General features: G+C 70.9%; 11 protein-coding genes. 8 read left to right on the forward strand and 3 right to left on the reverse strand.

Translation table 11 applies throughout. The features are described from left to right. Window positions 1-20: 20 nt before the first annotated feature. Window positions 21-2,579, reverse strand: coding sequence for an accessory Sec system translocase SecA2 (gene secA2, locus JQS43_RS01130; RefSeq protein WP_239677188.1), 2,559 nt, complete (start codon window positions 2,577-2,579; stop codon window positions 21-23). 253 nt (window positions 2,580-2,832) lie between these two features. On the opposite strand from secA2, the gene JQS43_RS01135 reads away from it, so the two are divergent. The 7 genes from JQS43_RS01135 to JQS43_RS01165 all read left to right on the forward strand — a co-directional run bounded on the left by JQS43_RS01135 (window position 2,833) and on the right by JQS43_RS01165 (window position 11,057). After that, on the forward strand, window positions 2,833-3,495 hold the full coding sequence (locus tag JQS43_RS01135) for a lytic polysaccharide monooxygenase auxiliary activity family 9 protein (protein ID WP_239677189.1): 663 nt from the start codon (window positions 2,833-2,835) through the stop codon (window positions 3,493-3,495). A gap of 207 nt (window positions 3,496-3,702) precedes the next feature. Then, the gene (locus tag JQS43_RS01140; protein WP_239677190.1) at window positions 3,703-5,088 is read left to right on the forward strand and encodes a lytic polysaccharide monooxygenase; all 1,386 of its coding nucleotides are present in this window, start codon (window positions 3,703-3,705) and stop codon (window positions 5,086-5,088) included. A gap of 153 nt (window positions 5,089-5,241) precedes the next feature. After that, window positions 5,242-6,600, forward strand: coding sequence for a sensor histidine kinase (locus JQS43_RS25995; protein WP_275580997.1), 1,359 nt, complete (start codon window positions 5,242-5,244; stop codon window positions 6,598-6,600). Beyond that, complete coding sequence (locus tag JQS43_RS01150) at window positions 6,597-7,268, forward strand: response regulator (RefSeq protein WP_239677191.1); 672 nt, start codon at window positions 6,597-6,599, stop codon at window positions 7,266-7,268. The genes JQS43_RS25995 and JQS43_RS01150 overlap by 4 nt, the downstream gene beginning before the upstream one ends. 63 nt (window positions 7,269-7,331) lie before the next feature. Next, on the forward strand, window positions 7,332-8,288 hold the full coding sequence (locus tag JQS43_RS01155; RefSeq protein ID WP_239677192.1) for an alpha/beta hydrolase: 957 nt from the start codon (window positions 7,332-7,334) through the stop codon (window positions 8,286-8,288). Then, window positions 8,281-9,942, forward strand: coding sequence for an alpha/beta-hydrolase family protein (locus JQS43_RS01160; protein ID WP_239677193.1), 1,662 nt, complete (start codon window positions 8,281-8,283; stop codon window positions 9,940-9,942). Before JQS43_RS01155 ends, JQS43_RS01160 begins: the two co-directional genes overlap by 8 nt. Window positions 9,943-9,971: 29 nt before the next feature. Further along, entirely contained in the window at window positions 9,972-11,057 is a 1,086-nt protein-coding gene (locus tag JQS43_RS01165) for a serpin family protein (RefSeq protein WP_239677194.1), read from the forward strand. Window positions 11,058-11,137: 80 nt separating this feature from the next. Here JQS43_RS01165 and JQS43_RS01170 read toward each other — a convergent pair whose 3' ends face one another. After that, window positions 11,138-11,659, reverse strand: a complete 522-nt coding sequence (locus tag JQS43_RS01170; protein ID WP_239677195.1) for a DUF1707 SHOCT-like domain-containing protein — start codon at window positions 11,657-11,659, stop codon at window positions 11,138-11,140. 38 nt (window positions 11,660-11,697) lie between these two features. Next, window positions 11,698-12,327, reverse strand: a complete 630-nt coding sequence (locus JQS43_RS01175; RefSeq protein ID WP_239677196.1) for a PadR family transcriptional regulator — start codon at window positions 12,325-12,327, stop codon at window positions 11,698-11,700. Between the two features lie 156 nt (window positions 12,328-12,483). On the opposite strand from JQS43_RS01175, the gene modA reads away from it, so the two are divergent. Next, complete coding sequence (gene modA / locus JQS43_RS01180; protein ID WP_239677197.1) at window positions 12,484-13,281, forward strand: molybdate ABC transporter substrate-binding protein; 798 nt, start codon at window positions 12,484-12,486, stop codon at window positions 13,279-13,281. Window positions 13,282-13,350 lie beyond the last annotated feature (69 nt).

Raw genomic sequence — 13,350 nt, forward strand, 5'->3', positions numbered from 1 at the left:
CGGTAGACGACCAGCCGGAGTCAGCGGAGTTTGCGTGAGACCGAGCTGACCAGCCGTTCCAACTCGGAGCCGAACGGGTTGTCGTGGACCAGGTAGGTCCAGGTGGCGCTGGGGCGGAGCAAGTTCACGTTGGCCGGCTCCCACCCTTCGGTGATGTCAGCCTCGGCGAAGGTCTCCAGGATTCGGCTCTCGATCTCTTCCCGCAGCTCGTTGAAGGCGGGCACCGCTGCCCGGTGGAACTCGTCCAAGGGGTCGAGCCGGCCGAGCGCCCGAAGGTGGACGCCTTCCCGGATCTCGGCGAGGTAGGCGAGGTGGTCCGACCAGGACCGGTCGAGGTGGTGCAGCGCGATCAGGCGGGCGGCCTGCGCGACGGTCTCTGCCCGCTGCTCAGCCGCGGCCCCGTCGTCTGCCGCCTCGTCGTCGGCCGCAGTCTCGTCGTCCTCGGCCCCGTCAGTGGCCTCGGCCGCTGGCGAAACGTCCGACGAAACGTCCGACGAAGCGTCCGATGAACCCTTGGGCGAAGGCGCCGCATCCGCGTCGGTGTCAGCGTCCGACGAAGCGTCCGCGTCCGCGTCCGCATCCGCGTCCGCATCCGCATCCGCATCCGCATCCGCGTCGGCGTCGGCGTCGGCGTCCGCTTCCGCGCGGCCCGGGTGCAGCGCCTCGTCGTACGCCTCGGGGAGCCGTTCCTTGATCAGCTCGACTGCGGCGTCGGTCGTCAGCAGCTCCTCGCGCCAGGCCGCCAGGTCCTTGCGCTGTTGTTCGATCACCACGTTGTAGCGCCAGGTGTTGCGGTGGATCTCGAAGTTGACGCCCTCCGACACCCGCTGGGCGTGCTCGACCGCCCACACCACGTCCTGGTCGTCGATCAGCCCGTCGGCGTGCATCCGCGGCGAGGGCGGGATCATGTCGGCGGCGTGCCGGATCACCAGGTTGTCTTCCAGGCTGACGAAGAAGGCCGAGCCACCCGGATCGCCCTGCCGGCCGGCGCGGCCCCGCAACTGGTCGTCCACCCGGCGGCTGTCGTGCCGGCCGCTGCCGATGACGTACAGGCCGCCGAGTTCCGAGACCTCGTCGTACTCGCTCTGGTCGCTGCCGCCGAGCCGGATGTCGACGCCGCGGCCCGCCATCTGGGTAGAGACGGTGACCTGGCCCTTGGCCCCTGCCTCCGCGATGATCGCCGCCTCCTCGGCGTCGTTCTTGGCGTTGAGCACGACGCACTCGACGTCCCGGGCGCGGAGCGCGGCGGCGAGCGACTCCGACTCCTTGACGTCCTGGGTGCCGATCAGCACCGGACGCCCGTCGGCGTGGCAGGAGACGATCTCGGTGACCAGCGCCTCGTCGCGCTCCTCCCGACTGGCGTACAGCCGGTCCGGTTCGTCGGAGCGGATCAGCGGCTGGTGGCGCGGGATGACCGCGACCTCCAGCTTGAAGAATTCGCGCAGCTGGTCGCCGACCAGGACAGCGGTCGCGGTCATGCCGCAGACGTGCTGGTAGAGGCTGAGGTACGACTCGACGGTGATGGTGCCGAGGACCTCGCCCTCGGCGGTGGCGTCCAGACCTTCCTTCGCCTCGACCGCCGCCTGTAGGCCGTCGGGCCAGCGGCGGCGCTGCGCGACCCGGCCGCGGAACTCGTCGACCAGCTCGACCTTGCCGTCCCGGACGATGTAGTCGACGTCGCGCCGGACCAGGGCGTGGGCGTGCAGGGCGACGTTTACCGCGAAGAGTTGTTGCGCGTTCTCTTCGGCGTAGAGGTCGATATCGCCGAGGGTCTGCTCCACCGCGGCGGTGCCGGCGGCGGTCAGAGCAACGCTGCGGCCGTCGTCGGCGACCTCGTAGTCGACCTCCGGCCGCAGCCCGCGGACGAGGGCGGTGGCGGCGTGCAGCGGGTCGAGCTCGGAGGTGACCGACCCGGCGAGTACGAGCGGGACCCGGGCCTCGTCGATCAGGATCGAGTCCGCCTCGTCGACGATGGCGGTGGCCAGGTGTGGCTTGACCCGGTCGGTGACGTCGGTGACGAGCTGGTCGCGCAGGTAGTCGAAGCCGGCCTCGCTGACCGAGACATAGGTGACGTCTTTGCCGTACGCTTCCCGGCGCTCTTCCCGGGTGCAGTTTTCGGTGACCCAGCCGACCGAGATGCCGAGTAGCCGGTACACCGGAGCCATCCATTCGGCGTCGCGGCGGGCGAGGTAGTCGTTGACGGTGAGCACGTGGACAGGGCCGTTGCCGCGGCGCACGTGCCCGTAACCGGCGATGCAGGCGACCAGGGTCTTGCCCTCGCCGGTGGCCATCTCGGTGACGTGCCCGGCCAGCAGTGCCAGCACCCCGAGCACCTGCTCGTCGAAGGCGCGTTCGCCGAGCGCCCGGTGGGCGGCTTCGCGGCCGATGGCGCAGATCTCGGTCGGGTCGGTGGCTTCGGTGGCGGCCCGGGTCAGTTCGTCGTCGTCGAGCGCGGCCAGCTCTTCACCGCGCGCCTCTACCGCCGGCAGTTGGGCGCTGAGCGGGGCAAGATCCACCGTCGTCCCGGGTCGCTCCAGGAACCGCCGGAACCGGGCCTTGAGTCGATGCGAGAGGCTCATGTGGGGAACCCTACTCGGCCGGGCCCGACCACACTACGCCCGCGCCGCGGCTGTTGCCATGATCAGCCGCGTGATCTTATTCGGCCAACTGAATTGTTATAGACGCATTCACATCCTTTGCGGCAATTGGTAGGCTGGTCCGCGTCGTGGGAGCCAGCTACGACGAGGTTTGTTGTTGATCCACCCGCCAACGGGGCTCAGCGCGGGTGAAGCATCTCGCTTACCTCCATGGAAGGACACAATCGTGACGAGAATGCGTAGAGTCGCCGCGACCCTCGCCGCCGCCACCGTCGCGCTCGGTGCCGGTCTGCTGGTCAACCCCACTCCTGCGGCCGCCCACGGAGCGACCATGTTCCCTGGTAGCCGGCAGTACCTCTGCTGGGAGGATGGCATGCAGGATGATGGTCAGATATCCCCGACCAACCCGGCCTGCGCCGCGGCGGTGCAGCAGAGCGGCACCACTCCGCTGTACAACTGGTTCGGCAATCTCAACTCGCAGAACAACGGCGGGACCGTGGGGTCGATCCCGGACGGCACCATCTGTAGCGGTGGTAACCAGGGGCCGTACGACTTCTCGCCGTACAGCGACATGCGTGACGACTGGCCGCGGACCAACCTGAACGCCGGTCAGACGTACGAGTTCACGCACAACAACTGGGCCCACCACCCCGGCAACTTCGATGTCTACGTCACCCAACAGGGCTGGGACCAGAGTGAACTGCGCTGGGCGGACCTGGAGCTGATCCACACCGAGTGGGATCCGCCGCAGCAGGGTGACACCGGCGGCCTCGGTTACTACTACTGGGACGTGACCCTGCCCGCCGACCGCAGTGGCTACCACATGATCTTCGTCCACTGGGTGCGTTCGGACAGCCCGGAGGACTTCTTCAGCTGCTCGGACGTGGTCCTGTCCTGATCGACAGCGGTCGGCCCGGCCAGTAGGTCGGGCCGGCCGCGTACTTTTTGGGAGCGATCCCAGCGGAGCCATTCCCATCGGGGCGTGACTCCGGTAATGTGCGGTGCAGTCGCGGGGAGCCAGCTGCGGCGAGGGTGAATTTGTCTATGTCGGACGGGCGGGTCCGACGCGACAACCTTCGTTACCTCTCCCCGAAAGGACACCTCTGTGAAACTACTGCGTAGGGGTCTCGCGATCGCGGGCGCCGCGGCGATCGCCATCGCCGGTGGCCTGCTGGTCAACCCGAGCCCCGCCAGCGCCCACGGCGCGACCGTCTTCCCCGGCAGCCGGCAATACTTCTGTTGGCTGGACGGGGTGAGTGACAGCGGGCAGATCTTGCCGAGCAACCCGGCCTGCCAAGACGCCGTGGCCGACAGCGGCGTCACCCCGCTGTACAACTGGTTCGGCAACCTGCACCCGTCCAACAACGGTGGCACGGTCGGGTCGATCCCGGATGGTCGGATCTGCGACGGCGGTGACGCCGGGCCGTACGACTTCTCGCCGTACAACGCCCCGCGGACCGACTGGCCCCGGACCCACTTGACGGCGGGTGCGAGCTACCAGATCCAGCACAACAACTGGGCGCACCACCCTGGCCACTTCGATGTCTACTTGACCCAGGACGGATACAACCCCAACTCCCCGCTCTCCTGGGACGACCTGGAGCTGATCCACACCGAGCAGGACCCGCCGCAGAGCGGTGGCCCGGGTGGGTTGGAGTACTACTACTGGGACATGGCCTTCCCGTCGAACCGCAGCGGCCTGCACCTGATGTTCATCCACTGGGTGCGGTCGGACAGCCCGGAGGACTTCTTCAGCTGCTCCGATGTGATCTTCGATGGCGGTAACGGTGAGGTCTCCGGCCTCGACGGTGACCCGGGCGACCCGGGCCCGGGCGAGCCGATCGACGAGACCGAGCCGCCGACCCAGCCGGGTCCGGCGCTCGTCTCCACCGTCACGTCGACTAGCGCCAGCCTGAGCTGGGGCGCCTCGGACGGCTACGTGACCGCGTACGAGCTGGTGAACACCGCTGGTGGGAGCAACGAGGTGCTGGCCGAGGTGACCGGCACCCCGCCGGCCACCTCGACCGCGTTGACCGACCTGTCGCCGGACACCAGCTACGCGATCGCGGTGCGGGCGCGTAACGACGTCACCGGTGATGTGTCGTCGTTGACCGAGTCGGCGCCGTTCACCACCCCGAGCGATGACGATGACCCGGGCCCGGGTGAGCCGGCGGGCGACTGCGACGTGGCCTACGACGTCACCAACGACTGGGGCAGCGGCTTCCAGGCCGAGGTGACGGTCACCAACCAGAGCGACTCGGCGATCAACGGCTGGGAGCTGACCTGGACCTTCGATGGTGGCCAGGACATCATCCAGCTGTGGAACGGCGTGGACAGCCAGAGCGGTTCGTCGGTGAGCGTCAGCAACGCCACCTGGAACGGCAACCTCTCCGCCAATGGCGGCAGCGCCAGCTTCGGCTTCCTGGCCAACAACAGCGGTGGTACGCCGAGCGACTTCGCGCTCAACGGCACGGCCTGCTCGGTGAGCTGAGCCGATCCCCGCGACCCGGCCCCGGTGTGGTGGCTCGACCACCGCACTGGGGCCGGATCTTGTCTCGGCACCGAGCCTGACCCCTGGGTATGAGGCCGGGGATCACCCGGTGGTAGCACGCGGGTGGTGCGTCGCAGTGCCTAGGCTGGTGCGGTGGTAGAAGCAGCGCAGTCCACCGGGCGGCGGCGGGCCTGGCCGGTCCGGGCTGCCCGGGCGGTGACCCGGCCGTTCACCGGGGCGCTGGTGACCGGGGTCGCCGACCCGCCCTCGCCGCCGCCGGTCTGGCGTACCCCGCCAGCGTTGCAACACCTGACCCGGTATGTGCGGACCCGCACGATCGACGTGGTCGTGTTGCTGGAGATACTGACCGCGATCGCGGTATTCGCGGGCACCAACGCGGCGCTGGTGAGCGCCGATTATCGGGCCGGCGCCCCGATGACCGACCCCGAGCTGCTGGTCATCGCCTCGTTCGCGGCTGCGGTGCCGCTGTTGTTGCGGGAGTGGTGGCCGCTCGCGGCGTGGCGGGTGGCGGTGCCAGCGATCTTCTTCGCCGCGGTGGTCTACCGGGATGCCCGTGGTGCCGAGTTCGGCGACGGGGTCAACCCGGTTCCCGTTGGCGGGGTGCTCACCTACCTGCTGATTCTCTACTCGGTCGGAGTCCGGTGCGAGCGCCGGGTCAGCGTCGGCGTCTGGCTGGTGTCGGTGTTGGGGTTGTGGATCCTGCACCCGGACCCGATCCTGTTCCTCGGCGCAATCATGATGGGCGCTGCCCTGATCTACGGCTACAACGTGCGGGTCCGCCGGGCGGCGCAGCGGCAGGTGGTGGAGGAGGAGCTGCGGACCGAGGACGCGCGGGCGGCGCAGGCGGTGCTGGAGGAGCGGGCACGGATCGCGCGGGAACTGCACGATGTGGTCGCCCACCACATGTCGGTGATCGCGATCCAGGCCGAGGCCGCGCCGATCAAGGCGCCGGACGATCCGGCGGCGCTGCGCACCGAGCTGGCCGGCATCCGCGCCACCGCGCTGGAGGCGCTCACCGAGCTGCGGCGGGTGCTGGGGGTGCTGCGGCAGCGGGATGACACCCCGGACACCGCACCGCAGCCGGACCTCGCCGAGATCGACGAGCTGCTGGCCGGGTTCCGGGCCGCGGGGTTGCCGATCACGGTGACCACCAGCGGCCGGCCGCCGGCGAGCCTGCGCGGGGTGGGGCTCTCCGCCTACCGGCTGCTGCAGGAGTCGTTGAGCAACGCGCTCCAGCACGCGCCGGGAGCACCGGTACGGGTCGGGGTGGACTACGGCCGGGAGCAGTTGACGTTGCGGGTGGAGAACGACCCGCCGCCGGCGGGCGGGGACCGGTCGCCGCGGGAGCGCCGCGGCCAGGGCATCACCGGTATGCGGGAGCGGGTCAGCGCCTGGGGTGGCACGCTCACCATCGGGCCGACCACGGCGGGCGGGTTCTCGGTCGTCGCTATGCTGCCGTTGGCCGACCCGTCGACCGAGGAGCCGCGATGACTATCCGGGTGCTCATCGCCGACGACCAGGGGATGGTCCGGACCGGGTTCAGCATCTTCCTCAGCGCGCAGCCGGATATCGAGGTGGTGGGGGAGGCCGCCGACGGGGCCGAGGCGGTGCGCAAAAGCGCCGAGCTGCGGCCCGATGTGATTTTGATGGATGTCCGGATGCCGGTGATGGATGGCTTGGCCGCCACTCGGGAGATCCTGCGTAGCGACGCTGTGGATCCTGCCGAGGCGCCGAAGATCCTGGTGCTGACCACCTTCGACCTCGACGACTATGTCTACGAAGCGCTGCGGGCCGGCGCCAGCGGTTTCCTGCTCAAGGATGCTTCCGCGGTCCAGCTCGCCGAGGCGGTTCGGGTGGTGGCGCGGGGCGACGCGCTGTTGGCGCCGGGCGTGACCAAGCGGCTGATCAGCGAGTTCGCCCGGCTGGGGGCGCCCCGGTCGCCGAACCGGGCCAGTCTCGGCGAGCTCACCGAGCGGGAGACCGAGGTGCTCTCGCTGGTCGCGCAGGGCCTGTCGAACGGCGAGATCGCCGCCCAGCTGGTGCTGTCGGAGCAGACCATCAAGACCCACATCGGCCGGATCCTGGCCAAGTTGGGGCTGCGGGACCGCCCCCAGGCGATCGTCTACGCCTTCGAGACCGGCCTGATCACCCTGCGGTAGCACGGCGAGGTTCCGATCGGCGGGTGACGTCGACTACCCCCGATGCTTTCTAGCGTCGGTGGCATGTGGAGATTGCTTCGACGAACGTCCGCGGCGACGCTGACCGTCACGTTGCTGGCCGGCCTGGTAGGTCCGGTGGCGCCGGCGGTGGCCTACCCGGCGCCGCCCCCGTTTCCGGCGGTGACCGGAGAGAATCTGCCCGCTCGTTACGTCGCCACGGGTACGGCGGTGGGTGAGGCGCTCGCAGTGGCCGAGGCGGCCGGGGACGCCGACCGGGCCGCGACGCTGACCGGGTTGGCCGGGTGGGACCTGCTGGAGTTCGACGCCCGCGGCGACGGGCGGGCGGTGGCGGTGGTGGGCGATCTGGCCGCTGCGGAACGGATCGCGGTGCTGGTGCCGGGGGCACACACCACCCTGGACAGCTTCGCCGCCGGCAGCGGGCCCGGGGGCGGTGCGCAGGCGTTGGCCGCCCAGGCGCGCCAGCTCGCCCCCGAGACCCCGGTGGCGGTGGTGGCGTGGCTGGGGTACGGCCCGCCGCAGGGGTTGAGCCCGGACGTGCTCACCGCGCAGCTCGCCCACGACGCGGTGCCGGGGCTGCGCCGCACCATGGACCTGCTGGACCAGGTGAACCAGGAAGCCCCGGTGAGCCTGCTGTGCCACAGCTACGGCTCGGTGCTGTGCGCCGCGGCCGTGCCGGCGCTGGCTGAGGCGGAGTTGGCAGTGGCGGAGCTGGTCCTCTACGGCAGCCCCGGGGTGGGTGCTGATTCGGTGGCCGAGCTGGGGACGTCGGCGCGGGTGTGGGCCGGCCGCAGCGACCGGGACTGGATCCGGTTCGTGCCGTCGGTGCGGCTGGCCGGGGTCGGGTTCGGCCGCGACCCGGTGTCGCCGGAGTTCGGGGCAGACCGGTTCGACGGTGGTGGGGCGAGCCACGGCGACTACCACCGGCCCGGTGGGGTGGCGCTGCACAGCCTGGCGTTGATCGTGCTCGGCAGGGGCGAGCCGGTGGTGGCGGATGCGTGAGTCAGAGTCCGGGCCGCGCCCGCTGAGCTTCGCCGGCAGCGTCGTCGCCGTCCTCACCGGTTGCGCCTCATTGACCCCCTCGCTGCTGCCCCGGGACTGGCTGCTGCAGGGCATCCTGAGTGGACTCCTACTGGGGATCGGCTACGGAGCGGGGGCCGCCATCGGTGCGCTGGTGCGCCGGGGCCGGCCGTCGCTGCCCCGCCCCGGTGCCCGTACCTGGTGGGTGACGGCGGCGTCCGCGGTCGTCGTGCTGTCGCTGTCGCTGTGGCTGGCCGGCGGGTGGCAGCGCGAGCTGCGGCAACTGACCGGCATGACCGATGTGGACTGGCGGCCGGTGCCGGTGGTGCTGGTGGCCGGCGGTCTCGGCGGGCTGCTGCTCCTGGTGGCCCGGCTGCTCCGGCTGCTGGCGCGTGAGCTCGCCGGAACGCTGCGGCGGCCGGCCCGGATCGTCGCCCGGACCGGGCTGCTGCTGCCGCCGCGGGGGCGGTTCGCGGTCCGGACCGCGCCGGTGCTCGCCGGCCTGCTCGCCACGCTGCTCGCCGCCGACGGGTCCGGGGTCGCCGCGGTCGGCGCGGTGGAGCTGCGCGAGCACCGGGCGGCGTGGGCGAGTAGCGCCCCGGTCGAACTCACCCGTCCGAATTCGTGGTTGCGTTCCGGTGGCCCCGGTTCGCAGGTGGCGTGGGAGACGCTCGCCGGTCCCGGGCAGGAGTTCGTGACCGGGGCGGTCACCACCGCCGACCTCGCCGGCTTCGCCGCCTTCCGGGGAGTGGACGGTCCGGTCCGGAAGCCGATCCGTATCTATGTCGGTCGCGACTCCGCCCCCGACCCGGCCGCCCGGGCCCAACTGGTGGTCGATGAGCTGGTGCGGACCGGCGCGTCCGACCGGCAGGTGGTGGCGGTGGTGGTCACCACCGGCACCGGCTGGGTCAACCCGGTCGCGGCGGAAACCGTGGAGTACCTGTACGGGGGCGACACCGCGGTGGTGGCGGTGCAGTATTCGGAGCTGCCGAGCTGGTTGTCGTTCCTGACCGAGCGCAGGGCGGTGGCCGAGTCAGCCGCCGCGACCATCACGGCGGTGCGGCGGTGGCTCGACCAGCAACCGGCGGCGAGCCGTCCGCAGCTGGTCGTCTACGGCGAGAGTCTCGGTGCCTACGGCACCGAGAGCGCCTTCGGCGAGCTGACCAACTTGCTCGACACGGTCGACGCCGCGCTGCTCGCCGGCGGTCCGCACACCAGCCCGATCCGGGCCCAGGTGGTGGCGGAGCGGGAACCGGCCAGCCCGGTCTGGCGGCCTGACCTCGCCGCCGACGTCCCGGTGCGGTTCCTGCCCGACGGCGCGGCCGGCGCGACCGGGGCCCGGGTGGGTTATCTGCAGAACCTCACCGACCCGGTGGTGTGGTGGCGGCCGAGCCTGCTCTACCAGCGGCCAGAGTGGCTGAGTCAGCCGCGCCATCCAGACCGCCCAGCCGCCGCGCACTGGCTGCCGGTGGTGACGTTCTGGCAGGTCACCGTCGACCTTCTACGCTCCACTGAGCCACCCGACGGGTACGGCCACAGCTACCGGGCCAGCGTCGTGGACGGTTGGGTCACGGTGCTGGATCCACCGGGCTGGGGGGACGCGGACACCGAACGGTTACGGGCACAGGTCGGTTGACCGGCGCCCGGCGGACTACGCTGGCGGCTATGGAACGGGCGCATCTGGACTCCGCTCTTGCCCTGCACCGCCAGCTGCCGGAGACCGGGAACCTGGGCTGGTCGCCCTACTCGGTCGCGGCGGCGCTCGGCCTGGCCGCGGCCGGGGCCCGCGGCGCCACCCGGGACGAGCTGGCCCGGGCGCTCGCCGGTGGCGAGTCGTTGCCGGCGCTCGCCGAGCAGCTGGCGGCCTCCGCGACGCTGCCAGATGCCGAGGTGGCGGTCGCCAACTCGCTCTGGCTGGACCAGCGGCTGCGGTGCCGAGACGACTACCAGCGGCAGGTCACCGGCCAGCCCGGCGGCGCGGTGCACGGTGCGGACTTCCGGCACCACCCGGACGACGCCCGGCGGGAGATCAACGACGACGTCGAGCAGACCACCCGCGGGCTGATCCGGGAGCTGCTCCAGCCGGGCATGCTCAGCCGGGACACCGCCGCGGTGATCGTCAACGCCCTCTACCTGAAGATCGCCTGGCTGACCGCCTTTGCGGAGTCGGCCACCAAGCCGGCGCCGTTCCACGCCCCGGAGGGCGTCCGCGAGGTTCCGACGATGCGGCTGCAGGAGCGCGTGCCGTACGCCGCCGCCGACGGCTGGCGCCTGGCGAGCTTGCCCACCGCCAGCACGGTGGCGGTGGACATCCTGCTGCCACCGGCCGGGGCCGACCCGGCACCGCCGCCACCGGAGCTGGTGCTGGCGCTGCAACGGTCGGCCAAGTCGTCCAAGCTGGAGCTGGCCCTGCCCCGGTTCCGGGTCGAGAGCGCGGCGGTCCTCAATGACCCGCTCCGGGCGCTGGGGGTGGTGACCGGGTTCCAGCCGGGCCGGGCCGACTTCACCGGCGTCACTGAAGACGAGCGGATCTTCCTCGATCTGGTGCTGCACAAGGCGGTGGTGAAGGTCGACGAGGAGGGGTTCGAGGGGGCGGCGGCGACCGCGGTGGTGATGCGGACCGTGTCGATGGATCTCAGCACGCCGGTGCCGTTCCACGTGGATCGGCCGTTCCTGGTGCTGGTGCGGCACCGCCGCACTGGCGCGATCTACTTCCTGGCCCGGGTGGTCTCCCCCCACTGGCCGGAGTAGTCACCTTACGCCGGTCGGTAGGAGTGGACGCGGTGGTCGATTATTGTAGTTGACCTGAATTCAGGTCATAAGGAGATGTGTCAGGTGCGGTAGACCTTGACGGTGCCGACGGTGGTGTCGAGCCGCAGTCGGAGCACCGGTGCGTCGGCCGCGGTGTGGGGGTGGTTCTCCTCGATCCGGCGGCCGCCCACGGTAGAGGTCCCGGAGATCTCCACCCGCCAGCGGTCCGGCAGCCACACCTTGATGGTGCCGACCCGGGCCCGTACCAGCACCTCCGCCCCGTCGGTGGGCAGCTCGGCGCCGACGAGGTCGAGTTTGATCGCGCCGACGGTGGTGGTGATCGCGGCCCGAGCGGGCACCAGCCACCGGCCGCCGCGCTTCACCGCGCCCACCGGTGTGTGTTCGACGACGGCCGGCTCGACGCCGACCGGGAGGGGCGGCAGATCGTGGACGACCGTGGCAAGCTCAGCCGGGGTGGTGGCGCGGTAGACCGCGGCGGTGCGGTCGCTGAATCCGTCCAGCGTGAGGCGGCCCGCCTCGACGGCCGCAGTGAGCTGGTCCAGCGCCGTCTGGCGTTGTTGCGATGTCGGTTGTTGAACCATGGCGCCCCTTCCGGTCGGGAGGCCGGCGCTGGCGGGCGTCATTGGTACTGCTCCAGGGCCTGCGTCGGGGTAATGCCCTCGGTGTGAAAGGCGTGCCAGAGCGGCATGCCGGGCAGGGTGCCGGCCTCGATCTCCTCGATCAGTGAGTCCAGCCAGGTCAACTCGGCGCGCAACAACGCCAGCTCGTACTCGGTCTCGATCAGGAAGAGCCGGGGCACCGTAACCGAGATCTCGTCGAGCTTCTCCTGATCGGTGGCGATGCGGGTGCGTAGCGCGTCCATCCGGCTGCGCAGCAGCGCCACCACCTCGTCGGGCGGCAGGACGCCGGCGAGTGACAGCCCCGTGACGAGCCGCGGGTACTCCTTCTCGGGGACGCCGAGCAGCTCCCGGAGCCAGTCGACGAGCTCCGCCTGGCCGGATTCGGTGATCGCGTAGACGGTCCGCTCTGGGCGGCGCCCCTCCCGGACTGTCTCGGTGGCCTGGATGTAGCCGTGTTTCTCCAGGTTCTCCACGACGGTGTAGAGGGAGCCCCACTTGATCGGCATGCTGTTGTGCTTGCCCCGCTCCCGGTTGACCATGGCTAACTCGTACGGATGCATGGGTCGTTCCCGCAGCGACGCGAGCACCGCGAGCGCCAGCGGGTTGCTGACCTTGCGGCGCTTCGTCATTGGACCTCCTTCCGTAGCGGTTATGCTCGACCCCGGATATCCGGACGCGTGTAGACATTCGCCCACGAATATACGCCCCCCCCCTGTCCCGGAGCGTCAAGTCGTCCTACCCGAAGGCGCCGCCGGACGGTCAATCCGGGAGTAATGTGGTCATTCATGATCCAGGGGCCGCGATTGCTGCCCCGGAGATGGCTCAGCGTGCTAATGGTGGCCGCGCTGCTGCTCGCGGGCTGTGCCGGACCGGGGCGCTCGCAGGTGACGCTGCGGGTCGCCGCCGCGTCCGACCTGCAGTACGCCCTGGGCGCCGTGGCCGAGGGCTTCACCGCCGACCGGTCCGGGGTCAAGGTGGAGGTGTCGTACGGCTCCTCCGGCGAGCTGTATCAGCAGCTCACCGACGGTGCGGAGTACGAGGTCTTCCTCGCCGCCGACATCGCGTACGCGCAGCGGCTGGTCGACGACGGGGAGGCGCCCGAGACCGACCTGTTCCGCTATGCCCAGGGCCGGCTGGCGCTCTGGGCCGGCGACCAGTCACCGGTCGACCCCACGCGGGGTATGGCGGCGCTGCGCGACGCCGAGCGGGTGGCGATCGCGGACCCCGCCGACAGCCCTTACGGACGGGCCGCCGAGGCGGCGCTACGCAACGCCGGGCTGTACGACGAACTTGACGGCCGGCTGCTGCTCGGCGACAGCGTCGGGCAGGCGGCCGACCTGGTCGCGGAGGGGGAGGCTGACGCCGGGTTGATCGCGCTGGCCCAGGTGGCAGCCGGCCCGCGGCGGGATGTGGGGCAGTGGCGGGAGGTGCCGGCGCGCTACTACCAGCTGTTGGACCAGGGCGGGGTGGTTCCGCTGGCGGCGGCACACCCGGCGGTGGCCCGATCATTCCGGGACTACCTGATCAGCCCGGACGGCCAGCAGATCCTGCAGCGGTACGGGTTCGGCCCGCCGGCAGACTGACCCCCCTAACGGCCGATCATGGACCTAGGTACATGAACCCCGCTGAATTCGGTCCCTAACCCCATGATC

This window comes from Natronosporangium hydrolyticum, from assembly GCF_016925615.1.
GTDB lineage: Bacteria > Actinomycetota > Actinomycetes > Mycobacteriales > Micromonosporaceae > Natronosporangium > Natronosporangium hydrolyticum.

Bases quoted from the DNA above. Each gene is read 5' to 3' on its own strand.
- secA2 (WP_239677188.1), bottom strand. From the start codon at position 2,579: ATGAGCCTCTCGCATCGACTCAAGGCCCGGTTCCGGCGGTTCCTGGAG.
- JQS43_RS01135 (WP_239677189.1), top strand. From the start codon at position 2,833: ATGCGTAGAGTCGCCGCGACCCTCGCCGCCGCCACCGTCGCGCTCGGT.
- JQS43_RS01150 (WP_239677191.1), top strand. From the start codon at position 6,597: ATGACTATCCGGGTGCTCATCGCCGACGACCAGGGGATGGTCCGGACC.
- JQS43_RS01155 (WP_239677192.1), top strand. From the start codon at position 7,332: ATGTGGAGATTGCTTCGACGAACGTCCGCGGCGACGCTGACCGTCACG.
- JQS43_RS01160 (WP_239677193.1), top strand. From the start codon at position 8,281: ATGCGTGAGTCAGAGTCCGGGCCGCGCCCGCTGAGCTTCGCCGGCAGC.
- JQS43_RS01165 (WP_239677194.1), top strand. From the start codon at position 9,972: ATGGAACGGGCGCATCTGGACTCCGCTCTTGCCCTGCACCGCCAGCTG.
- JQS43_RS01170 (WP_239677195.1), bottom strand. From the start codon at position 11,659: ATGGTTCAACAACCGACATCGCAACAACGCCAGACGGCGCTGGACCAG.
- JQS43_RS01175 (WP_239677196.1), bottom strand. From the start codon at position 12,327: ATGACGAAGCGCCGCAAGGTCAGCAACCCGCTGGCGCTCGCGGTGCTC.
- modA (WP_239677197.1), top strand. From the start codon at position 12,484: ATGATCCAGGGGCCGCGATTGCTGCCCCGGAGATGGCTCAGCGTGCTA.